The sequence below is a fragment of the Bradyrhizobium sp. CW1 genome, assembly GCF_023100665.1.
Taxonomy (GTDB): Bacteria; Pseudomonadota; Alphaproteobacteria; order Rhizobiales; family Xanthobacteraceae; genus Bradyrhizobium; species Bradyrhizobium canariense_D.
In genome coordinates this window covers 5,517,017-5,539,081 of the sequence record NZ_CP064684.1, presented here as the reverse complement: position 1 = coordinate 5,539,081, position 22,065 = coordinate 5,517,017, and the positions used below count along the sequence as shown (strand labels likewise).

Genomic DNA, 22,065 nt, shown 5'->3' with positions numbered 1-22,065 from the left:
TCGCCCGCGGCTGCACGAGGCTCATTCCTCGTGCCGGTGCGCCGGAAGTGTCACCCCGAACACCTTCACCAGATCCGCCACCTGCTCCGGCGACAAATACCGTGGGTTCAGCCCGCGTAACAGCAGGTACAGCTTCGCCGTCTCTTCCAGCTCCTCGGTTGCGAACACGGCTGCTTCCAGCGTGTCGCCCGCGACGACCGGACCGTGATTGGCGAGCAGCACGGACGAATATTCCCCCGCCAGACCCCTGATCGCATCGGCGACCGCGGGATCGCCAGGGCGGTAATAAGGCACGAGCGCGGTGGCGCCGCATTTCATCAGATAATAAGCGGTCATCGGCGGCAGCGCGGCGCGCGGGTCAATCTCCGGCAGCATCGACAGCGCGACCGAATGGGTGGAATGCAGATGCACGATCGCCCTTGCGCTCCCGCGCGTGGCGTAGAGTGCATTGTGCAGCGGAACTTCCTTGGTCGGCGCATCGCCCGAAACCAGTCGGCCCTGATCGTCCAGCCGCGACAGTTTTGCGGGATCGAGGAAGCCGAACGAGGCATTGGTCGGCGTCACCAGCCAGCCGCCGCCGTCCAGCCTGGCGCTGATATTGCCGGAGGAGCCGGGCGTCAGCCCACGCTCGAACAGGGACCGTCCGAAGCGGCAAATGTCTTCGCGCAGCAATGTCTCGTTGCTCATGGCCGTCATGTCCGTTTGTCTCACGCTTTGGCAGCGCGGCCAAGCCGTGTTATTCGGTTGCCAAGCTGCCGCAAAAGGCGGCCGTCCGGGAAACGTTGCAAGGATCAGTTGTATGTCCGCCTCCACGTCACAGAATCAGCGCATCGCCGTCATCGGGCTCGGCTCGATGGGGTTCGGCATGGCGAGCTCGCTGAAGCGCGCCGGTCATGTCGTCACCGGCTGCGACGTCTCGGCTGATGCGGTCGCGCGCTTCGTGACGGAGGGCGGCGCCGGCGCCAAGACGCCGGCCGAAGCTGCCAAGGGCGCCGACATCGTCGTCAGCGTCGTCGTCAATGCCGCGCAGACCGAGACGATCCTGTTCGGCAAGGATGGCGTCGCCGAAACCATGGCGAAGGACAGCGTCTTCCTGTCGTCGGCGACTATGGATCCCGACGTGGCTCGGCGTCTCGCCAAGCAGCTGGAGGCGACCGGCCAGCACTATCTGGATGCACCGATCTCCGGCGGGGCGCAGCGCGCAGCGCAGGGCGAGCTGACGATCCTTGCCTCCGGCAGTCCGGCTGCGTTTGAGAAAGCGCGGCCCGCGCTCGATGCCATGGCCGCGAAGCTCTACGAGCTTGGCGATGCCGCAGGCCAGGGCGCCGCCTTCAAGATGATCAACCAGCTGCTCGCCGGCGTGCATATCGCCGCTGCCAGCGAGGCGATCGCGTTCGCGGCCAAGCAGGGTCTCGACATCCGCAAGGTCTATGAGGTGATCACGGCGTCCGCCGGAAACTCCTGGATGTTCGAGAACCGCATGCCGCACGTGCTCGACGGCGATTACACGCCGCGCAGTGCGGTCGAGATCTTCGTCAAGGATCTCGGCATCATCCAGGATATGGCGCGCAGTGCCAGATTCCCGGTTCCGGTCTCCGCCGCAGCACTTCAGATGTTCTTGATGACGGCAGCCTCCGGCATGGGCCGCGACGATGATGCGTCGGTGGCGCGGATGTATGCGCGGGTCACCGGCGTGAAACTGCCCGGCGACAAGTAAAGGATAAGAGGATTCCGATGCCCCGTTTTGCCGCCAATCTCTCGATGATGTTCACCGAGGTGCCGTTCCTCGATCGCTTCGACGCCGCTGCCGCAGCCGGCTTCACCGCAGTCGAGTTTCTCTTTCCCTATGAGCATTCGGCCGAGGCGGTCGGCGAGCGGCTCAAGCGCAACGGCTTGACTCAGGCGCTGTTCAACCTGCCACCGGGCGACTGGAATGCCGGCGAGAAGGGCTTTGCGGCGCTCCCGTCGCGATTCCCCGAGCTGAAGGCGAGCCTGGAAACTGCGCTGCCCTACGCCAAGGCGACCGGCGTCAAGCGGCTGCATTTGATGGCGGGCATCGCCAACCGTGGCGAGCGCGTCGCGATCGAGGCGTTCTACAAATCAGTGGCGTGGGCCGCCGAGTTCTTTGCGCCGCACGGCATCGACATCGTGCTCGAGCCGATCAATGCGCGCAACGTGCCCGGCTATTTCCTCAATGATTTCGGCTTCGCGCGCGACCTGATCCAGGAGCTGCGGCTTCCGAACCTGAAACTCCAGTTCGACATTTATCACTGCCAGATCATCCATGGCGACGTTACGATGCGGCTGCGCGAGATGATGCCGGTGATCGGTCACATCCAGATCGCCAGCATTCCCTCGCGCAACGAGCCTGACGGCGAGGAGCTGAACTATCCGTTCCTGTTCGACGAACTCGACCGGCTCGGTTATGCCGGCTTCGTCGGCTGCGAATATAATCCGCGAGGCAAGACCACCGACGGCCTCGCCTGGTTCAGGCCTTATGCGGGAGTGAAGCCGTGACATTTGCAGCGAAAATATCTCTTGGCTGCATTGCCGACGACTACACCGGCGCCTCCGACCTCGCCAACACGCTGACGCGCGCCGGCCTGCGCACGGTGCAGACCATCGGCGTGCCCGCGGACGATCTCGCGCTGCCCGAGGTCGACGCCGTCGTGGTGTCCTTGAAGAGCCGTTCGATCGAGGCCAACCTTGCCGTGTCGCGCTCGCGCGCGGCCGAGACATGGCTGCGCGGCCGCGGCGCAAGCCACGTGCTGTTCAAGATCTGCTCGACCTTCGATTCCACCGATGCGGGCAATATCGGCCCGGTGATGGACGCGCTGCGCGCCGATTGCGGCGAGACGGCCGTGCTGGTGACGCCGGCTTTCCCGGAGACCGGCCGCACCGTCTACCAGGGCAATCTGTTCGTGGGCGCCGTGCCGCTGAACGAGAGCCCGCTGAAGGACCATCCGCTCAACCCGATGCACGATTCCAACCTGGTGCGTGTGCTGACGCGCCAGAGCAAGACGCAAATCGGCCTGGTCGATCTCGCCACCGTCACGCGCGGCGCGGATGCCGTGCGGACGCGGCTGGCCGAACTCGCCGGCAAGGGCATTGGCGCGGCGATCATCGATGCCGTCTTCGATCGCGACCTCGAAACCATCGGCCTCGTCGCTGCCCAGCATCGGCTGTCGGTCGGCGCTTCCGGCATGGGTCTTGGGCTGGCGCGGGCGCTGGTGTCGACAGGCAAGGTCACATCGACCGCGGCGACCAGCGAGGCGGGGGCAGCGGTCGGAGGACCGGCGGCGTGCCTTGCCGGAAGCTGCTCGCAGGCGACGCTCCAGCAGATCGCCAATGCCGAGCGCGTCATGCCGGTGCTGCATCTCGATCCGGACCGTATTACTACGGGCGAGGACGAGGCCCAGCGCGCTCTGGCCTGGGCGAAGCCCCGACTGGCGGAGGGTCCGGTCCTGATCGCATCGAGCTCGACGCCGGATCAGGTCGCCGCGCTCCAGGCGCGCCGTGGTCGCGACGCGGCCGGTCACGCCATCGAGCAGGCGATGGCCGACATTGCCGAAGGTCTGGTGCGGGCCGGCGTCAAGCGACTGGTCGTTGCCGGCGGGGAGACATCCGGCGCCGTGGTCGACCGATTGAAGATTCCGGGATTTCTCGTCGGAGTAGAGATTGCGGCGGGCGTCCCGGTGCTGCGCGCGGTCGGTGCTGAAAAAAGCGACATGCTGCTCGCCTTGAAGTCCGGAAATTTCGGCGGCGCGGAGTTTTTCTCCGACGCGCTTAGGCTCATGCGCTGAACGCAGGGCATTTTTAGCGCCATGTTCATTTGTTTCGGGCTTTCGTAGTTGTACGGAGTCGTGTTTACATCTGCTCAAGTGCTCTAGGTGTTGGATGTCGGTGCTGCTCCCTTTGGTTGATTCGTAAAACTCCGGGCGCGCCACCGCTCCAGCACAAAGAGACTCGTCTATGCTCGCCACCATTTCCATTCGTGCCAAGATCATCAGTGTCGTGGCGTTCCTGCTGGTCGCGATGGCCGGCATGGGCCTGCTCGCCGTCATGAAGATGCGGTCGATGAATGCCAACACCGTCGACATCACCACGAGCTGGATGCCCAGCGTGCGCGTGCTCGGCGACCTGCGTGCCGGCGTGATCACTTACCGCAACGTCATTCGAGAGCACATGCTGTCGGAAACGCTGGACGAGAAGCTCGCGATGGAAAAGACGCTCGCGACCGTGATCGAGGCCAATGCCAAATTCCGCAAAACTTACGAGGACATGATCACCTCGCCTGAAGAACGGGCACTCTACGGTGAATGGTCGAAGCTCTGGGAGGAGTACAAGAAGGGGACCCAGGAGGTCATGGCGCTGTCGCGCAAGGAGGCCGGCAAGGTCCCGCACGAGGCGCATGATCTGAACACCAAGACGGTCAACAAGATCGGGCTTCAGGCCGACGAGGTCCTGCGCAAGGACATCGAGCTCAACACCAAAGGTGGCGACCAGGCCGCGCAGGATGCCGCCAACAGCTACTATTATGCCTTCATGCTGGTCGCGATCATTCTCGGCGCCGCCGTCCTTGTCGGCTCCGGCGTTGGCTTCTACCTGGTCCAGGACGTCTCGAACGGCATCAACTCGATTACCGAGCCGATGCAGGCGCTGGGCAAGGGCGACCTTTCCGCCGAAGTCCCTCATCGCGGTGAGAAGACGGAGATCGGCGCCATGGCCGACGTGCTCCAGATCTTCAAGGAAGCGCTGATCGCCAAAAAGGCCGCCGACGAGGCTGCCGCCGCCGATGCCGAAGCCAAGATCGAGCGCGGCCGCCGCGTCGACAACATTACCCGCGAATTCGAAACGATGATCGGCGAGATCGTCCAGACCGTGTCGTCGGCCTCGACCCAGCTGGAAGCCTCGGCCTCGACGCTGACCTCGACCGCCGACCGCTCCCAGCGGCTGGCGACCACCGTTGCCGGAGCGTCGGAGGAAGCCTCGACCAACGTGCAGTCGGTGGCCTCGGCGACCGAGGAGATGGCCTCGTCCGTCGGCGAGATCAGCCGCCAGGTCCAGGAATCGGCGCGCATGGCGGGCGATGCCGTCGGCCAGGCCCGCGCCACCACCGAACGCGTCAGCGAGCTCTCGAAGGCGGCCTCGCGCATCGGCGACGTCGTCGAGCTCATCAACACCATCGCCGGCCAGACCAACCTTCTGGCGCTGAACGCGACCATCGAAGCCGCACGTGCCGGCGAAGCCGGCCGCGGCTTTGCGGTCGTCGCCTCCGAGGTGAAGGCGCTCGCCGAGCAGACCGCGAAGGCGACCGGTGAGATCGGCCAGCAGATCTCCGGCATCCAGGCGGCGACCAACGACTCGGTCGGCGCCATCAAGGAGATCTCCTCGACCATCGAGCGTCTGTCGGAGATCTCGTCGGCGATCGCCGCGGCCGTGGAAGAGCAGGGCGCGGCAACCCAGGAGATTGCCCGCAATGTCCAGCAGGCGGCGCAGGGCACCCAGCAGGTCTCCTCCAACATCACCGACGTGCAGCGCGGCGCAACCGAGACCGGCACGGCCTCCTCGCAGGTGCTGTCGGCGGCACAGATACTCTCCAACGACTCCGGCCGGCTCAAGACCGAGGTCAGCAAGTTCCTGACCAACGTTCGCGCGGCGTAACTGCGTCCGCACGGCGTAAGCTGAAAATCACGGCATTGTTCGAAAGCGGCGCCTTTGGGCGCCGCTTTTTTTGCGCACATGAAAGCTGTCTCCCGTCATCTTTCGGCGCGAGGTGCATATCTGGAATGCTATTTCGCAGTGCGATAGCAGGGAATTGACCGCTCGTGACGCAGTGCCGTTGGCCATTCGGGCGGTCTTCAGGTAAATCAGCCGAGGAACCCGCGGGGGCGGTGTTTCCTGTCCCTGATCTGGAATTGCCCAACGAATGATTGCTCTGGTCCGTATTGCCCTGAGCCGGCCCTACACGTTTGTCGTGCTCGCGCTCCTGCTCCTGATCATCGGACCGCTGGCGGCGCTGCGGACGCCGACCGACATCTTCCCGGACATCCGCATCCCTGTGATCGGCGTGGTCTGGCAATACACCGGCCTGCCGCCCGATCAGATGTCGGGCCGCATCACCACGCCGTTCCAGCGCGCGCTGACGACAACGGTCAACGACATCGAGCACATCACCGCCAATTCCTATAACGGCTTTGGCATCATCAAGATCTTCTTCCAGCCGAACGTCGACATCCGCACCGCCAACGCGCAGGTCACCGCGATCTCGCAGACGCTGATCAAGCAGATGCCGCCGGGCGCGACGCCCCCTCTGATCCTGAACTACTCCGCCTCCACCGTGCCGATCGTCCAGGTGGCGCTCTCGGGCGATGGCCTCACCGAGCAGAACCTCGCCGATATCGGCATCAACCAGCTCCGTACGCCGTTGGTCACCGTGCCCGGCGCCGCGATCCCGTACCCGTTCGGCGGCAAGCAGCGCCAGGTCCAGATCGACCTCGACCCGACCGCGCTCCAGGCCCGCGGCCTGTCCGGCCAGGACGTCGCCAACGCGCTCGCGGCCCAGAACCTGATCACGCCGGTCGGCACCCAGAAGATCGGGCAGTTCGAATATATCATCCAGCTCAACAACTCGCCGCTGAAGATCGAGGAGCTCGGCAATCTGCCGATCAAGACCGTCAACGGCGCGATGGTCTATGTGCGCGACGTCGCGACCGTCAGGGACGGCAACCCGCCGCAGACCAACATCGTCCATGTCGACGGCAACCGCTCGGTGCTGATGATGGTGCTGAAGGCGGGCGCGACCTCGACGCTCGACATCATCGCGGGCATCAAGCAGAAGGTGATCGACGTCAAGGACCAGCTGCCGGACGCGCTCAAGATCGGCTTCATCGGCGATCAGTCGGTGTTCGTCCGCGGCGCCATCGAAGGCGTCGCGTTCGAGGGCGTGATCGCGGCGCTGCTCACCAGCGTCATGATCCTGCTGTTCCTCGGCAGCTGGCGCTCGACTGTGATCATTGCGGTCTCGATCCCGCTCTCGGTGCTCGGCGCCATCATCATGCTGTCGGCGATCGGGGAGACGCTGAACATCATGACGCTCGGCGGCCTGGCGCTCGCGGTCGGCATCCTCGTCGACGATGCCACGGTCACGATCGAGAACATCAACTACCATCTGGAGCAGGGCAAGTCGGTCGAGCAGTCGATCCTCGACGGCGCCAACCAGATCGTGACGCCGGCCTTCGTCTCGCTGCTCTGCATCTGCATCGTGTTCGTGCCGATGTTCTTCCTCACCGGCGTGGCGCGCTTCCTGTTCGTGCCGATGGCGGAAGCGGTGATGTTCGCGATGATCTGGTCGTTCCTGCTGTCGCGCACGCTGGTGCCGACCATGGCGAACTATTTATTGCAGGCGCATGTCCATCACGAGAACGGTCCGCCGAAGTCGCGCAATCCACTGGTCTGGTTCCAGCGCGGTTTCGAGGCTCGCTTCGAGCGCATTCGCGGCGGCTACCACAATTTCCTCGGGCTCGCGCTCGCGCACCGTCCGGTGTTCGTGATCGGCTTCCTCTGCGTGGTCAGCGCGTCCTTCGCGCTGGTCCCGTTCCTCGGACGCAACTTCTTCCCCGCGGTCGATGCCGGCAACATCCTGATGCACGTCCGCACCCAGGTCGGCACCCGCGTCGAGGAGACAGCGAACCAGCTCGCCGACGTGCAGAAGGCGATCCGCAAGCTGATCCCGGGTGAGATCGAAACGCTGACCGACAACATCGGCATGCCGATCTCCGGCATCAACATGACCTACAACAACACCGGCGTGATCGGCCCGCAGGATGGCGACATCCAGATCAAGCTGAAGGAAGGCCACAAGCCGACCGAAGAGCATGTGCGCGTGCTGCGTGAGCAATTGCCGCGGCTGTTCCCCGGCGTCAGCTTTGCCTTCCTGCCGGCCGACATCGTCAGCCAGATCCTGAACTTCGGCGCGCCGGCGCCGATCGACCTGCAGATCCGCGGCGCCAATATCAGCGCCAACTTCGTTTATGCCAACAATCTGCTGGCCAAGGTTCGCAGGATTCCCGGCGTCGCCGATGCGCGCATCCAGCAGTCACCGAACAATCCGACCTTCAATATCGATGTCGACCGCACCCGCGCGCAGTATGTCGGGCTGACCGAGCGTGACGTCACCAACAGTCTCGTGGTCAACCTTGCCGGCTCCTCGCAGGTGGCGCCGACCTACTACCTCAATCCGGACAACGGCGTATCCTATTCGATCGTGATGCAGACGCCGCAATACCAGATGGATTCGCTCAGCGCGCTTCAGACGTTGCCGATCACGGCGGCCGGCAATTCGCAGTCGCCGATCCTCGGCGGCATCGCCGATATCAAGCGATCGACTTCGAGCGCGGTGGTCTCGCAATACGACATCCAGTCGATGGTGCAGATCTTCGCCACGACCTCGGGCCGCGATCTCGGTGCGGTCGCGACCGACATCCGCCAGGTGATCGCCGACACCGCCAAGGAGGTGCCGAAAGGCTCTTCCGTGGTGCTGCTCGGCCAGGTGCAGACCATGAACAGCGCCTTCACCGGCTTGTTGTTCGGCCTGCTTGGCGCGGTCGTCCTGATCTATTTCCTGATCGTCGTGAACTTCCAGTCCTGGTCCGATCCCTTCGTGATCATCACGGCGTTGCCCGCAGCACTCGCCGGCATCGTCTGGATGCTGTTCGCCACCGAGACGACGCTGTCGGTGCCGGCGCTGACCGGCGCGATCATGTGCATGGGCGTTGCCACCGCCAACAGCGTGCTCGTGATCTCGTTCGCCCGCGAGCGCTACGAAGAGCTCGGCGATCCCATCGCCGCGGCGCTCGAAGCCGGCTTCGTCCGGTTCCGCCCGGTGCTGATGACCGCGCTCGCCATGATCATCGGCATGGCGCCCATGGCGCTGGGGCTCGGCGAGGGCGGCGAGCAGAATGCGCCGCTCGGCCGTGCCGTGATCGGCGGCCTGATCTTTGCAACCTTCGCCACGCTGATGTTCGTTCCCGTGGTGTTCAGTATGGTACACAAGAAGCAAGGCGCCAAAGGCGCCGCCTCCCTGGAGCCCCCGCATGTCGCCCACTGAACCCCGCTCCCCGGTGTCGCACCGGAAACTGGGCATTTTCGGCGTGGTGGCGCTAATCGCGGCCGGCTTGGTCGTGGGCACCGGCATCCGCGCCCGCGAGGAGCAGGGCTCCAAATTGAAGGCATGGACCGATGATCAGGCTGTTCCCAGCGTCGCGGTGACGCTGCCTAATGCCAAGGCTCTCAATGCGACCATCGACTTGCCGGGCCGTCTCGAAGCCTATTATCGCGCGCCGATCTTTGCCCGTGTTCCCGGCTATCTCAAAAGCTGGAGCGCTGACATCGGTGCGCGGGTGAAGGCCGGTCAGGTGATCGCCGAGATCGAGGCGCCCGACCTCGACCAGCAACTGCTTCAGGCCCGCGCCGACCTCGCCAGCCAGCAGTCCAGCGCCAGGCTGTCGGAAGCCACCCTCAACCGCCGCAAGACGCTGGTCGCCTCCAACTTCGTCTCCGCGCAGGAGATCGACGAGCGTACCGCCGATCTCTCCAACAAGAACGCGGCGGTTCGCTCGGGCCAGGCCAACGTCGAGCGCCTCGAAGCGCTGGCCGGTTACAAGAAGATCACCGCTCCGTTTGACGGTGTGGTCACGGCGCGCGACACCGACGTCGGTGCGCTGATCAATTCAGGCGGCGGCTCGGGCCCGGCAATGTTCGTGGTCTCCGACATCACCAAGCTGCGCGTCTACATCAACGTGCCCCAGAACTACGTGCCCGCGATCAAGATCGGCGCCAAGGCCGCCATCGTGCTGCCGGAGTATCCGAACCGGACCTTCCAGGCGACGGTGGAGGCCTCCTCGCAGGCGGTTGACGTCGCCTCCGGCACGACGCGCATGCAGCTCGGTCTCGACAATTCCTCAGGCGAGCTGATGCCCGGCGGCTATGCTAGCGTGAAGCTCAGCCTGCAGCGCGACGCCGCGCCGCTCAGCATTCCCGCCAGTGCGCTGATCTTCAACGGCAGCGGCCTGCGCGTCGCAACCGTCGGTCCGGACGACAAGGTCCTGTTCAAGCCCGTGACCATCGCCCGCGATCTTGGCAAGGAGATCGAGCTCGCCTCGGGAATTGCAGCGGATGACCGCGTCATCACGGCACCACCGGACGGCCTCTCCGACGGCGACCAGGTCCGCGTGACCGGCGCCGGCGCCAAGGGCAAGCCCGCGACGGCGTCGGAGAAGCAGGCGCCGAAGGGGTAGCCTCGGTTTCGTAGGGTGGGCAAAGCGAAGCGTGCCCACCATCTCTCTGCGATCCTAAAAAAGATTGGTGGGCACGGCGCAAGAGCGCCTTTGCCCACCCTACGAGAGCTACGCCACCCTCCATTCCGGCACGCCATCTACCGTCATCGTGATCTCGCCGAGCGAACCCACCGGCGTGCGATCCATGTCGAGCAGATGCGCCAGCGTTGCCGCATCGCTCGCGGGAATTCGCGCCAGCGTGCGCCTATCGTTTTCCGTCCGCAGCATCACCACGCCATGTTCGACCTCGCCGCCGCGGCCGTAGAGCACCGTAAAGCTCTCCACCTTGCCCTTGCCTGAGACATCCGTGACGAACTCCGGCACCGCGCGCTTGTTGCTGTCCGCCGCCGCCTGCACGCTCGTCTCCTGTGCCAATGCTTCACGCGGCGGCGCCTTCGACACCACCAGCGCATGATGCTTGGTGACGAAGCCGCCCTGGCCGTAGAGCAGGCCGAGCTTTGCGCCGTCCCGCACACGCCGCACCATCGCGCAGGCCGCATGGGTCATGTAAGTGTTGAGCGGCGCGCCGAAGAAGGTGAGGCCGCCTGTTACGGTCGGCTGCACGTCCGCACCTAGACCCAGCGTCCGCCGCGCCATCTTGGGCACGCACGGAAAGCAGCTATAGAGCTCGAGCGCGTCGAACGTCTTGCTGTCACCGCCGGCGAGATCCATCACGGCCTTCAAAACGGCGTTCTGCGGATGGCTCTCGTAAAAGTGGTCGCGCAAGAGATAGTCGCGCGGCTCCTCGGCCGAGGCGCCGCCGAGCGGATAGACCAGTCTGTCATCGGCGATGCCGGCCGCACGCGCTTTGGCGAGGCTGGTCAGCAGCAGCACGCCGCCCATGTTGACGCTCGGGTTGGCAACCATGAGCTTGTTGTAAGGCCACGCGATGAGACGGTTGTCCGCGGTGGGCGTCGTGATTTCGTCAGGCGTATAGCGCCGCTTCAGCCAGGCGTTGGGATTCTGCGCGGCGGCCTCGGAATAGCGTGACCATAGTGTACCCGACTCTGCCATCGCCTCGCGCGGCGTCTGTCCCCAATGGGCGGACGATGCCGCTTCGTAGAACGGATAGACGGTGACGGGGCGGAACACGCCGAGCTTCACGGCCAGCGGCTTCTGGAACGCCGCGCCGCGCTTCGGCTCCTCGACGTCATGGGCGAACGGGGTCCATGGCAGCTTTGCCCCGGCGCGCTCCGCCTTGGTCGCCGTCGACTGTGCCTCCGCGCCGCAAACCGCGGCGACGCTGCATTCGCCGCGCGCAATGCGCTTTGCTGCCTCGTGGATGTAGCGGATCGGGCTCTCGCCGCCGACCGGGCCGTAATAGCAATGCGAAGGCGTGATGCCGAGCCGTTGCGCCAGCAGCTGCTCCGGATCGCGATAGCGCCAGCTCAGGAAGTTGACGATATCGAGCGATTGCACCTCGTCGAGCAGCTTTGCGCCGGCATCTGCTTCCGCGCGCCGCAGCGCCTGTTCGAGCAGGTCGAGCGGCTCGAGGCCATCGGTGACCTCCTTGGGACGGTCGACGATCTCGCCGACGCCGACGATGACGGGGATGCGGTCTTCGGGGGTATGCTTCTTATCTGTCATGCTTCAATTCACGATGTCAGTTTTTTGTCATTGCGCGCGTAGCGAAGCAATCAGGGTCTTTCCGCGATGGTAGTCTGGATTGCTTCGCTGCGCTCGCAATGACGGTGTGTGGCAATCACTCCGCCACCAGCGCATTCATGTGCTCGACGGCTTCGGCAAACTCTTCCTTGAACTCCTGCACCACCGCACCGGCCGACTTCACGCTGTCGATCAGCCCGACGCCCTGGCCGACGAAGTAACTCACGAGATCGCGCGCCTTGGCGTTGCCGCCCGCCGCGGCGCGGTCGATCGAGTTGAAGGCGTCGCGGCTGACGATACTTTGCAGCGGCATCGGCAATGCGCCGGGGCTCTCGGCTGCGCGGTCCCAGGCGTCGGTCCAGACCGAACGAAGTTGCCGTGCCGGCTTTCCAGTGCGGCCCTTAGAGCGCACCGCATCGCGCGACGATGCCGCGATCATCTTCTCGCGAAAGATCTCCGTGGTCTCGGACTCGACGGTCGCAAGCCACACCGAGCCGGTCCAGGCGCCCGCGGCACCCATCGCCATGCAGGCCGCCATCTGTCGTCCCGTCATGATGCCGCCGGCCGCCAGCACCGGCACGTCGCGGATATTCTTGATCGCCTTGATCACCTCGGGCACCAGCACCATGGTCGAGACCTCGCCGCAATGGCCGCCAGCTTCGGTGCCCTGGACCACGAGGATATCGACGCCGGCCGCGACCTGGCGCAGCGCGTGCTCCTTGGCGCCGACCAGGGCCGCGACCGGCACGCCGTGCTTCCTGCCCATCTCGATCATGGCCTTCGGCGGCACGCCGAGCGCATTGGCGATCAGGCGGATCGGGTGGTTGAACGAGACCTCCAGCAGCTCCAGCGCGGTCCTGCCATCGAACGGCTGCGGCTGGTTGTCGGCGACCTCGGTGGTCGTGAGTTCGATGTCGTATTTCTTCAGGAGATTGCGCGTGTAGTTGCGGTGCTCCTGTGGCACGCGCGCCTCAAGGCTCTTCCAGGTGACGTCCTTCTCGCCCGCAGTCGAGATGTTTTCGGGGATCAGCACGTCGACGCCGTAAGGCTTGCCGTCAACGTGCTTGTCGATCCATCTCAGCTCGCGTTCGAGCGTATCCGGCGTGTGCACGGTCGCACCTAACACGCCAAACCCACCGGCGCGGCTGACAGCCGCGACGACATCGCGGCAATGGCTGAAGGCGAGCAGCGGGAAATCGATGCCCAGCATGTCGCAGATCGGCGATTTCATCGTTCTCTCCCGGCGGCCTCGCGTTGCTGTTGTCGCAATCTTGAGCGAAGGCTCATCGACGCTAGACCATCGTCTTGCGCTATGCCAATCCGGATTTGGCGGCGCATCTTGCGTGCACACGCCGTGTTGCGCGAAGCCGTACGCCCGGCTCGACAGATGCGGCTTCTCGTGATGGCCGTCCTCGGCAACGTCGGACGCATGACGCGGTCGCGAAGCCCGCGCAGGACGCAGGGCCGGCAGGGCTTGCCATCCGCCGTCCGCGGGCTAATTAATGCAGACGCATCTTTTTGCCGGAGCCCTCGCATGACCGACACCCCCGCCTACGTGCCGCCCAAGGTCTGGACCTGGAACAAGGAGAACGGCGGACAGTTCGCCAGCATCAACCGCCCGATCGCCGGTCCCACCCATGACAAGGAGCTGCCGGTCGGCAAGCATCCCTTCCAGCTCTATTCGCTGGCGACGCCGAACGGCGTCAAGGTCACCGTGATGCTGGAGGAGCTTCTGGCGCTCGGCCACAAGGGCGCGGAATACGACGCTTGGCTGATCAGAATCGGTAACGGCGACCAGTTCGGCAGCGGCTTTGTCGACATCAATCCGAATTCCAAGATCCCGGCGCTGATGGACCGCTCCGGCCCGGAGCCGATCCGGGTGTTCGAGTCCGGCTCTATCCTGTTCTACCTCGCCGAAAAGTTCGGCGCCTTCCTGCCGAAGGACATCAAGAGCCGCACTGAAGCGATGTCGTGGCTGTTCTGGCAGATGGGCAGCGCGCCCTATCTCGGCGGCGGCTTCGGCCATTTCTACGCTTACGCGCCGACCAAGATCGAATATGCCATCGACCGTTTCGCGATGGAAACCAAGCGCCAGCTCGACGTGCTCGACCGCCGGCTCGCCGACAACGAATATCTCGCCGGCAGCGAATACACCATCGCCGACATGGCGGTGTGGCCCTGGTACGGCGCGCTCGCCAAGGGGCTGGTCTACGGCGCCGGCGAATTCCTGTCCGTGCAGGACTACAAGCACGTGCAGCGCTGGACCGACCAGATCGCCAAGCGCCCGGCCGTCAAGCGCGGCCGCATGGTCAACCGTGTCTCCGGAGATCCCGCCAGCCAGCTTCACGAGCGGCATGACGCCAGCGATTTCGAGACCAAGACGCAGGACAAGATCGGCGAGGTGGCCGCGTCGTAGTCCTTCATCCCAACCTTCTCCCCGCAAGTGGGGAGAGGGGGAAGAAGGACCTCACGCCATGCTCAGCTCGTGGCGTCCCACCACCATCCAATGCACCTCGTCCGGGCCGTCCGCGAAACGGAGATGGCGGACGTCCTGGTACATTTCGGCGAGCGGGGTCCAGTGCGAGATACCGGTGGCGCCGTGCATCTGGATCGACTGGTCGATGATCTTGCAGGCGCGCTCTGGCACCATGGCCTTAACCATGGAGACCCAGACGCGGGCCTCCTTGTTGCCGAGCACGTCCATGGCCTTGGCGGCCTTCAGCACCATCAGCCGCATCGCCTCGATCTCGCAGCGCGCCTGCGCGATGATCTGCATATTGCCGCCGAGATGGGCGATCTTCTTGCCGAAGGCTTCGCGGGTGAGGCCACGCTGCACCATCAAATCGAGCGCCTTCTCGGCCTTGCCGATAGTGCGCATGCAGTGATGGATGCGGCCCGGGCCTAGCCGAAGCTGCGAGATCTCGAAGCCGCGGCCTTCGCCGAGCAGAATGTTCTCCTTGGGCACGCGCACGTTGTTGAAGCGCATGTGCATGTGGCCGCGCGGCGCGTGGTCCTGGCCGAACACGTACATGGGACCGAGCACCTCGACGCCGGGCGTGTCGCGCGGCACCAGAATCTGCGACTGCTGCTTGCTCGGCGCCGCGTCCGGATTGGTCTTCACCATTACGATGAGGATCTTGCAGCGGGGATCGCCGACGCCGGAGATGTAATATTTCTCGCCGTTGATGACCCATTCGTCGCCGACGAGCTTGGCGCTGGTCGAGATGTTCTTGGCATCGGAGGAGGCGACGTTCGGCTCGGTCATGACATAGGCGGAGCGGATCTCGCCGTTCATCAGCGGCTTCAGCCACTTCTCCTTCTGCTCCTTGGTGCCGACGCGCTCCAGCACCTCCATGTTGCCGGTATCAGGCGCCGAGCAGTTCATGCTCTCCGATGCCAGTGGGCTCTTGCCGAGCTCGGATGCGATATAGGCGTAGTCGAGATTCTTCAGGCCCTGGCCGGTCTCGTCGTCGGGCAGGAAGAAGTTCCAGAGGCCTTCCTGCTTGGCCTTGTTCTTGGCCTTCTCCAGCACCTCGAGCTGCTTCGGCGTGAAGCTCCAGCGATCCTCTTTGCCTTCGCCGGCCTTGGCGAATTCGGTCGACATCGGCTCGACGGTGTCGCGGATGAACTTCCTGACGTGATCGTAGAGCGGCCGGATCTGGTCCGACATCCTGAGGTCGTTGAGCTCGTCGCCGGGATTGAGGGTGTAGTTGGTGGTGCGGGGAATATAGGTGTGTTTTGTCATTGTTCCTCCCGGGGTCGCTGAGATCGCGTTGCGCCGGAGAATAGTCGCAGCGTCGCCAAAGTGCGAGCGCGCATTTTTTCCAACGCGAGCCATGCCATGCGATGGAATATCGCGGACGTTTGAAATGTTGTTTGAATGGGCGGCATTCTCGCTGTCATCGCCCGACTTGATCGGGCGATCCAGTACTCCGAGGCGTATGTGATCTATCGAGAAGCTGCGGCGTACTGGATGCCCCGGTCAAGCCGGGGCATGACAGCGGTGGTTGCGGCCGGCCTAGCTTGCCATCCGGTGCATCGCGCAGATCTTGTTGCCGTCGAGGTCACGCAAATAGGCAATATAGAGGTTGACGCCCGGGCCTTGACGGATACCAGGAGGATCTTCGCAAGGAACGCCGCCGGCGGCGATGCCGGCCGTATGCCATGCATTGACCTGTTCCGGCGAGTTGGCGGCAAAGCCGATGGTGCCGCCATTCGCAGGCGTCGCCGCTTCGCCGTTGATCGGCTTTGTGACCGAGAACACGCCGGTCTTGGTAATGTAGAAGATGCGATGGCCGTCGACCCGCGCCGGCCGCACCTCGAGCGTGGACAGCAAATTGTCGTAGAACGTCTTGGCCTTGTCGAGGTCGTTGGTGCCGATCATCACGTGTGAAAACATTTGCCGTTCCCCTCATTATGATTTGTAGCCCGGATGGAGCGAAGCGTAATCCGGGTCTTGTTTGCTTTTGGCGGTCCCGGATTGCGCTGCGCTCCATCCGGGCTACGAGAATCAGAACGCCGTATAACCGCCGTCGATCACGAACGTATCCGCCGTGTGGTACGACGAGGCCTTGCTCATCAGATACACCGCGATGCCGCCGAAGTCGCTGGCCTCGCCGAAGCGCCGCACCGGAATTCGCGGCATCACGTTGGCGACGAATTTCTCGTTGGCCATCAGGCCCGAGGTCATGTCGCTCTTGATCCAGCCCGGCAGGATCGCGTTCGCGGTGACGCCGTGACGCGCCAGCTCGACGCCGAGCGCACGCACCAGCGCGTTGATCGCGGCCTTGGTCGCGGCATAGTGCTCGTTGCGCGCGGTGCCGAAGATCGAGGCGAGGCTCGAAGTCGCCACCAGCCGGCCGAAGCGATCGCCGGCCTCGGCGCGCGCGGTCATGTGTTTTGCGGCAGCCTGGAACGCGTGGAACACGCCGTCGAGATTGGTCGCAAACATCGTGCGCCATTCTTCCTCGGTGCGTTCGATAAAGGAGCGCCGGCCGCCGCCGCCGATGCCGGCATTGGCGAAGCAGCCGTCGACCCGGCCGAATGTGTCGAGCGTGGCCTTCATCGCGGCGTTGACCGAGGTCGGGTCGGTGACGTCGCAGACCCGCGTGTCGACCTTGCCTGATAGCCCGGCCAGGCTCGCGGCAGCGGCCTTGTTCTTGTCAGCATTCCGGCCCCAGATCGAGACGTTGCAGCCCTGGCCGGCGAGCGCCTGCGCGATGCCCAGCCCGATGCCGCCATTGCCGCCGGTGATCACGGCGACGCGTCCCGAAAGGTCGAAAAGGTTCATGGCGCGTTTCCTGTTTTTTGCTTCGTGCGCATCAGCCGCTGCGCGCAAGATTGCTTGCTATGCTCCGATCACCATGGACAAGACCGCGCCAAAAATCAAATATGCGCCCCGGCAAAAGCAATTCCGGTCTGCGAAACTGGTGCAGGCCGCAACTCACGAGGAAACCATGCAGTTCAAACACGTCACGCTCGATCTCGATGGTTCGGTCGCGATCCTCAAGCTCGACCATCAGGAGGTGATGAACGCGGTCTCCGTGGACATGCTGGGCGGTCTCTCAGAAGCGCTCGACACGATCGAGGAGAAGAAGGACGAGGTGCGCTGCGTGGTGCTGACGGGCGCAGGGCGGGCGTTCTGCACCGGGGCGAATCTCCAGGGCCGCAACAACCAGTCGAAGAAGACCAAGGCCGGCCTGACGCTCGAGACCGGCTTCCATCCCTTCCTGCGCCGCATCCGCAATCTGCATTGCCCGATCGTGACCGCGGTCAACGGCCCGGCGGCCGGCGCCGGCATGAGCTTCGCGCTGCTCGGCGACATGATCCTGTGCGCGCGCTCGTCCTATTTCCTGCAAGCGTTCCGCCGCATCGGTCTGGTGCCGGATTGCGGCTCGACCTGGCTCTTGCCGCGGCTGATCGGCAAGGCACGCTCGATCGAATTGTCGTTGATGGGCGAGCGGCTCCCGCCCGATAAGGCGCTGGAATGGGGCCTTGTGAATCGCGTCTATGATGACGGCGTGCTGATGGAGGAGGCGATGAAGCTTGCGCGCGACCTCGCCAGCGGCCCGACGGTCGCGCTGTCGCTGATCCGCAAGCTGTACTGGGACAGCCCGGAGAATTCCTTCGAGGATCAGCTCAATCTCGAATTTCAGTGCCAGCTCCGTGCCGGCGACACGGATGATTTCCGCGAAGGTGTTGGCGCCTTCCTGGAGAAGCGTCCGGCGCAGTTCAAGGGCAAATGATCGAGGCTGAGCTTTCCCGCAGCGTTGCGCGCTGGTGCGAGGGGGCGACCGGCGTGACCGGCGCGGCCAAGCTGTCCGGCGGCGCCAGCCAGGAGACCTGGCGCTTCGACATCGTGCATCCCGACGGGCCGATCGGTGCGATCCTGCGCCGCTCGCCGAAGGGGTATGGCGCGGCGCCGACGCGCGCGGCAGGTCTCGACGCGGAAGCGCAGCTGATGCAGCTTGCCTATGAGGCCGGCGTGCCGTCGCCGCGCGTGATGCATGTGCTCACGCCGGACGACGATCTCGGCACCGGCTTCATCATGCAGCGGGTCGAGGGCGAAACCATCGCGCGCAAGATTCTGCGCGACGACGAGTTTGCGGCGGCGCGGCCGCGTCTCGCACGGCAGATCGGCGGCGTGCTCGCGAAGCTGCACGGGCTGCCGCGGGACAAATTGCCCGAGCTGCGCAGCCGGTCCGCGACGGAGGAGATCTCTGAGTTCGAACGCGATTATCGCAGCCTGGACTGGCCCAAACCCGTCTTCGAGCTGGCGCTGCGCTGGCTCCGCGACCACGATCCGGGCCCTTCGGCCGAGACGACGCTGGTGCATGGCGATTTCCGCAACGGCAATCTCATCATTGGCGCCGACGGCGTGCGCGCGGTGCTGGACTGGGAGCTCGCCCATCTCGGCGATCCCATGGAGGATCTCGGCTGGGTCTGCGTCAACTCCTGGCGCTTTGGCGAGATCGACAAGCCGGTCGGCGGCTTTGGCTCGCGTCAGGAGCTGTTTACCGGCTATGAGGCGGCTGGGCGCAAGGTCGATCCATCGCGTGTCAAATTCTGGGAAGTGATGGGCACGCTGCGCTGGGGCATCATGTGCGGCGGCATGATGCAGCGCTTTCGCGAAAGTCCGGACCATTCGATGGAACGCGCCATGATCGGCCGTCGCGCTTCCGAGACCGAGATCGATCTGTTGCGGCTGCTGGCGCCGCGGGGGAGTTGACCATGCAGGACGAGCCGACCCCGATCGAGCTGACGAAGTCGGTCGCCGATTTCCTCCGCAACGACATCGCGCCGCTGATCTCCGGCCACCAGGCCTTCAAGCTGCGCGTGGCCATCAACATCCTCGATCTCGTGACAAGGCAGTTGACGCGGGAGGAGGGGAGCGACGCCGCGGAGGTGGAGCGGCTGCGTGCTCTGCTCGGCACCGACGGCTCGGTGACCGATCTCAACCGCGCACTCGCCGAGCGCATCGCCAAGGGCGAGGTCGATCTGGCAACGCCGGGCCTTGCCGAGCATCTGTGGGCGACGACCATGGACAAGCTTGCGGTGGATCAGCCGAATTACGCGTCGTACAAACGCGAACTCTCGCGTGGCGGGTAGGCGGTACTACACTCTCTGCTGTCATCGCCCGCGAAGGCGGGCGATCCAGTATTCCAGAGACGGCATTGATTGAGCCGAGAAGCCGCGGCGTACTGGATGCCCCGGTCAAGCCGGGGCATGACACCGGTGGTGTTGGGAGTCGTGACTGGCGGAGAGAGACCGCCCTACTTCCCCACCCATTTCGGCGGCCGCTTCTCCGCAAACGCCTTCGGTCCCTCGATGTAATCCTGCGAGGCCACCATCGCCTTCACCGCCGGATAGTCCCGCTGCTCCTCGATCGCCTGCTCCAGCGACACGCCGAGGCCCTTCTGGATCGCCTGCTTCGAGGCGCGGATCGACATCGGCGAATTCTTGGTGATCATCTCGGCCCAGCGCAGCGCGGCCGTGAGCGCCTCGCCCTGCGGCACCACCTCGTTGACGAAGCCGAGTTCGAGACCCTCCTTGGCGCTGACATGGCGCGCGGTGAGGATCATGCCCATGGCGCGCTTGAGTCCGATCTGCCGCGGCAGCCGATGCAGCCCTCCGGCGAGTGCGGCCAGCCCCACGCGGGGCTCGGGCAGGGCGAAGGTCGCGTTCTCCGAGGCGATGATGAGGTCGCAGGCGAGCGCGATCTCGAAACCGCCGCCCATGGCGACGCCGTTGACCGCGGCGATGATCGGCTTGTCGCAGTCGAAGCGCGCAGTGAGGCCGGCAAAGCCGCCCTTGTCCCAGCCGCGCTTGCCGCCGGCCGCCTGCCACTTCAGATCGTTGCCGGCGCAGAACGCCTTATCGCCGCTACCGGTGACGACCGCGATCCATTGCTCGGGGTCGGCGGAGAAATCGTCAAATACCTTTTGCAGCTCGAAATGCGCGTCGGTGTGCAGCGCGTTGTAGACCTCGGGCCGCGACAGCGTCACGATCGTGATCGGCCCCTTGCGTTCCACCTTGGAAAATTTCAGCTCCATCGCGCGCTCCCGCAGTTTCTCGTGAAGGAATATTGCCGGAATACTACCGCGCCTCCGCGCTGGAGCACCATCGAATTGCGCAATGCGCCTTGCGCATCCGGCACGCCTCCCATTGCTTGACTTGGCGGCGCTCTTCTCACCTTAATCGTGCGAAGCAAAGCTGCGCCCAGCGCCTTAACGCAAACGAAAAAATCATCCGGGAGAGAGCCGTGGATTTCTCGCTGCCTGCCGATCTCGTCGCCTATCTCGCAGAGCTCGACCTTTTCATCGAACGCGAGATCAAGCCGCTGGAGGCGGTCGACGATAACATCCGCTTCTTCGATCACCGCCGCGAATGGACGCGCACCGATTTCGAGAATGGCGGCCTGCCGCGCCACGAATGGGAGGCGCTGCTGCGCAAGGCCAAGGATCTCGCAGACGCCGCCGGTCATTTGCGTTTTGCGGTGCCGAAGCAATATGGCGGCAAGAATGGCTCCAACCTCTGGATGGCGGTCATCCGCGAGCACTTTGCCGCCAAGGGGCTCGGCCTGCACAACGACCTCCAGAACGAGCATTCCATCGTCGGCAACTTCCCCGTCGCCACCATGCTCGATCGCTACGGACGCGACGACCAGAAGGCGATGATCGACGGCTCGATCAAGGGCAAGTACCGCATCACCTTCGGCCTGACCGAGCCAAATCACGGCTCCGACGCCACCCATATGGAAGCGCGCGCGGTGCCCGCGACCCGTGACAACGTCAAGGGCTGGATCATCAACGGCGAGAAGATGTGGACGACCGGCATGCACGTCGCCACGCATTGCGCGCTGTTCGCGCGCACGTCAGGCAATGACGGCGATGCCCGCGGCATCACCTGCTTCCTGGTGCCGGCCACGAGCCATGGCGTGAAGATCGAAGAGTATATGTGGACCTTCAACATGCCGACCGATCATCCCCGCGTCAGCTTTACGGACGTGTTCGTGCCGGAGGATGCGCTGTTCGGCGAGGACGGTCGCGGCCTGTCGCTGGCGCAATGTTTTGTCCATCAAAACCGCATCCGGCAGGCAGCGAGTTCGTTGGGGGCAGCGGTCTACTGCATCAACGAGAGCGTGAAGTATGCGCGCGAGCGAAAACCGTTCGGCAAGGCGCTGGCCGAGAACCAGGCGATCCAATTCCCGCTGGTCGAGCTTGCGACGCAGGCCGAGATGCTGCGCCTGTTGATCCGCAAGACCGCCTGGGAAATGGACAAGCTCACCGAGGAGCAGATCGAGCGCACGCTCTCCGACCGCGTCTCGATGTGCAACTACTGGGCAAACCGCCTGTGTTGCGAGTCTGCCGACCGCGCCATGCAGGTTCACGGCGGCATGGGCTATTCACGCCACAAGCCGTTCGAGCACATTTACCGCCATCACCGCCGCTATCGCATCACCGAGGGCAGCGAGGAGATCCAGATCCGCAAGGTAGCGGGATTTTTGTTCGGCTATATGGGGCCGGGGAAGCATTGAGGGATTGTTGCGCGCAGTCTCTCCCCGGAGTCGTCCCGGCGAAGGCCGGGACCCATTACCCCACGGAGAAGTCGTTGCGCGAGACGG

18 protein-coding genes are annotated in these 22,065 nt (G+C 64.5%); 11 read left to right on the top strand and 7 right to left on the bottom strand.

Annotated features, from left to right (window positions below):
• Positions 1-21: 21 nt before the first annotated feature.
• Positions 22-696 carry an aldolase gene (locus IVB54_RS27060; protein WP_247363468.1) on the bottom strand — a complete coding sequence of 225 codons (675 nt, stop codon included), beginning with the start codon at positions 694-696 and terminating at the stop codon, positions 22-24.
• 103 nt (positions 697-799) lie between these two features.
• Here IVB54_RS27060 and ltnD point away from each other — a divergent pair, with 103 nt between their 5' ends.
• From ltnD to IVB54_RS27030, 6 genes are all read left to right on the top strand, one after another.
• Positions 800-1,717: an L-threonate dehydrogenase gene (ltnD, locus tag IVB54_RS27055; protein ID WP_247363467.1), complete on the top strand. Its 918-nt coding sequence runs from the start codon at positions 800-802 to the stop codon at positions 1,715-1,717.
• 17 nt (positions 1,718-1,734) lie between these two features.
• On the top strand, positions 1,735-2,517 hold the full coding sequence (gene otnI, locus IVB54_RS27050) for a 2-oxo-tetronate isomerase (protein WP_085352176.1): 783 nt from the start codon (positions 1,735-1,737) through the stop codon (positions 2,515-2,517).
• The gene (gene otnK / locus IVB54_RS27045; protein WP_247363466.1) at positions 2,514-3,803 is read left to right on the top strand and encodes a 3-oxo-tetronate kinase; all 1,290 of its coding nucleotides are present in this window, start codon (positions 2,514-2,516) and stop codon (positions 3,801-3,803) included. Before otnI ends, otnK begins: the two co-directional genes overlap by 4 nt.
• A gap of 169 nt (positions 3,804-3,972) precedes the next feature.
• Positions 3,973-5,664 carry a methyl-accepting chemotaxis protein gene (locus IVB54_RS27040; protein WP_247363465.1) on the top strand — a complete coding sequence of 564 codons (1,692 nt, stop codon included), beginning with the start codon at positions 3,973-3,975 and terminating at the stop codon, positions 5,662-5,664.
• 265 nt (positions 5,665-5,929) lie between these two features.
• Positions 5,930-9,109, top strand: coding sequence for an efflux RND transporter permease subunit (locus tag IVB54_RS27035; protein ID WP_247375564.1), 3,180 nt, complete (start codon positions 5,930-5,932; stop codon positions 9,107-9,109).
• Positions 9,096-10,298, top strand: a complete 1,203-nt coding sequence (locus IVB54_RS27030; protein ID WP_247363463.1) for an efflux RND transporter periplasmic adaptor subunit — start codon at positions 9,096-9,098, stop codon at positions 10,296-10,298. The genes IVB54_RS27035 and IVB54_RS27030 overlap by 14 nt, the downstream gene beginning before the upstream one ends.
• A 108-nt stretch (positions 10,299-10,406) precedes the next feature.
• On the opposite strand, the gene IVB54_RS27025 is transcribed toward IVB54_RS27030, so the two are convergent.
• Entirely contained in the window at positions 10,407-11,924 is a 1,518-nt protein-coding gene (locus tag IVB54_RS27025; protein ID WP_247776525.1) for an acetyl-CoA acetyltransferase, read from the bottom strand.
• Positions 11,925-12,039: 115 nt separating this feature from the next.
• Positions 12,040-13,173, bottom strand: coding sequence for a nitronate monooxygenase (locus IVB54_RS27020; protein ID WP_018456978.1), 1,134 nt, complete (start codon positions 13,171-13,173; stop codon positions 12,040-12,042).
• A 303-nt stretch (positions 13,174-13,476) separates the two neighbouring features.
• On the opposite strand from IVB54_RS27020, the gene yghU reads away from it, so the two are divergent.
• On the top strand, positions 13,477-14,358 hold the full coding sequence (gene yghU, locus IVB54_RS27015) for a glutathione-dependent disulfide-bond oxidoreductase (RefSeq protein ID WP_085362319.1): 882 nt from the start codon (positions 13,477-13,479) through the stop codon (positions 14,356-14,358).
• A 51-nt stretch (positions 14,359-14,409) separates the two neighbouring features.
• On the opposite strand, the gene IVB54_RS27010 is transcribed toward yghU, so the two are convergent.
• The 3 genes from IVB54_RS27010 to IVB54_RS27000 form a co-directional block, all read right to left on the bottom strand.
• Positions 14,410-15,687: an acyl-CoA dehydrogenase family protein gene (locus tag IVB54_RS27010; protein WP_247363461.1), complete on the bottom strand. Its 1,278-nt coding sequence runs from the start codon at positions 15,685-15,687 to the stop codon at positions 14,410-14,412.
• A 273-nt stretch (positions 15,688-15,960) separates the two neighbouring features.
• On the bottom strand, positions 15,961-16,341 hold the full coding sequence (locus tag IVB54_RS27005) for a VOC family protein (RefSeq protein ID WP_247363460.1): 381 nt from the start codon (positions 16,339-16,341) through the stop codon (positions 15,961-15,963).
• Positions 16,342-16,452: 111 nt separating this feature from the next.
• Positions 16,453-17,232 carry an SDR family oxidoreductase gene (locus IVB54_RS27000; RefSeq protein WP_204510639.1) on the bottom strand — a complete coding sequence of 260 codons (780 nt, stop codon included), beginning with the start codon at positions 17,230-17,232 and terminating at the stop codon, positions 16,453-16,455.
• Between the two features lie 166 nt (positions 17,233-17,398).
• On the opposite strand from IVB54_RS27000, the gene IVB54_RS26995 reads away from it, so the two are divergent.
• The 3 genes from IVB54_RS26995 to IVB54_RS26985 are packed head-to-tail and all read left to right on the top strand — an operon-like array spanning position 17,399 to position 19,550.
• Positions 17,399-18,187 carry an enoyl-CoA hydratase/isomerase gene (locus IVB54_RS26995; protein WP_247363459.1) on the top strand — a complete coding sequence of 263 codons (789 nt, stop codon included), beginning with the start codon at positions 17,399-17,401 and terminating at the stop codon, positions 18,185-18,187.
• Positions 18,184-19,170: a phosphotransferase family protein gene (locus IVB54_RS26990; RefSeq protein WP_247363458.1), complete on the top strand. Its 987-nt coding sequence runs from the start codon at positions 18,184-18,186 to the stop codon at positions 19,168-19,170. Before IVB54_RS26995 ends, IVB54_RS26990 begins: the two co-directional genes overlap by 4 nt.
• Before the next feature lie 2 nt (positions 19,171-19,172).
• Positions 19,173-19,550, top strand: a complete 378-nt coding sequence (locus IVB54_RS26985; RefSeq protein ID WP_247363457.1) for a DUF6285 domain-containing protein — start codon at positions 19,173-19,175, stop codon at positions 19,548-19,550.
• 164 nt (positions 19,551-19,714) lie between these two features.
• Here IVB54_RS26985 and IVB54_RS26980 read toward each other — a convergent pair whose 3' ends face one another.
• The gene (locus IVB54_RS26980; protein ID WP_247363456.1) at positions 19,715-20,494 is read right to left on the bottom strand and encodes an enoyl-CoA hydratase-related protein; all 780 of its coding nucleotides are present in this window, start codon (positions 20,492-20,494) and stop codon (positions 19,715-19,717) included.
• Between the two features lie 209 nt (positions 20,495-20,703).
• On the opposite strand from IVB54_RS26980, the gene IVB54_RS26975 reads away from it, so the two are divergent.
• Complete coding sequence (locus IVB54_RS26975; protein ID WP_247363455.1) at positions 20,704-21,978, top strand: acyl-CoA dehydrogenase family protein; 1,275 nt, start codon at positions 20,704-20,706, stop codon at positions 21,976-21,978.
• The last annotated feature ends 87 nt before the right edge of the window (positions 21,979-22,065 follow it).

Bases quoted from the DNA above. Each gene is read 5' to 3' on its own strand.
- IVB54_RS27010 (WP_247363461.1), bottom strand. From the start codon at position 15,687: ATGACAAAACACACCTATATTCCCCGCACCACCAACTACACCCTCAAT.
- ltnD (WP_247363467.1), top strand. From the start codon at position 800: ATGTCCGCCTCCACGTCACAGAATCAGCGCATCGCCGTCATCGGGCTC.
- IVB54_RS27025 (WP_247776525.1), bottom strand. From the start codon at position 11,924: ATGACAGATAAGAAGCATACCCCCGAAGACCGCATCCCCGTCATCGTC.
- IVB54_RS27035 (WP_247375564.1), top strand. From the start codon at position 5,930: ATGATTGCTCTGGTCCGTATTGCCCTGAGCCGGCCCTACACGTTTGTC.
- IVB54_RS26990 (WP_247363458.1), top strand. From the start codon at position 18,184: ATGATCGAGGCTGAGCTTTCCCGCAGCGTTGCGCGCTGGTGCGAGGGG.
- IVB54_RS27030 (WP_247363463.1), top strand. From the start codon at position 9,096: ATGTCGCCCACTGAACCCCGCTCCCCGGTGTCGCACCGGAAACTGGGC.
- IVB54_RS27020 (WP_018456978.1), bottom strand. From the start codon at position 13,173: ATGAAATCGCCGATCTGCGACATGCTGGGCATCGATTTCCCGCTGCTC.
- IVB54_RS26995 (WP_247363459.1), top strand. From the start codon at position 17,399: ATGCAGTTCAAACACGTCACGCTCGATCTCGATGGTTCGGTCGCGATC.
- yghU (WP_085362319.1), top strand. From the start codon at position 13,477: ATGACCGACACCCCCGCCTACGTGCCGCCCAAGGTCTGGACCTGGAAC.
- IVB54_RS27040 (WP_247363465.1), top strand. From the start codon at position 3,973: ATGCTCGCCACCATTTCCATTCGTGCCAAGATCATCAGTGTCGTGGCG.
- otnI (WP_085352176.1), top strand. From the start codon at position 1,735: ATGCCCCGTTTTGCCGCCAATCTCTCGATGATGTTCACCGAGGTGCCG.
- IVB54_RS26985 (WP_247363457.1), top strand. From the start codon at position 19,173: ATGCAGGACGAGCCGACCCCGATCGAGCTGACGAAGTCGGTCGCCGAT.
- IVB54_RS27000 (WP_204510639.1), bottom strand. From the start codon at position 17,232: ATGAACCTTTTCGACCTTTCGGGACGCGTCGCCGTGATCACCGGCGGC.
- IVB54_RS27005 (WP_247363460.1), bottom strand. From the start codon at position 16,341: ATGTTTTCACACGTGATGATCGGCACCAACGACCTCGACAAGGCCAAG.
- IVB54_RS27060 (WP_247363468.1), bottom strand. From the start codon at position 696: ATGACGGCCATGAGCAACGAGACATTGCTGCGCGAAGACATTTGCCGC.
- IVB54_RS26980 (WP_247363456.1), bottom strand. From the start codon at position 20,494: ATGGAGCTGAAATTTTCCAAGGTGGAACGCAAGGGGCCGATCACGATC.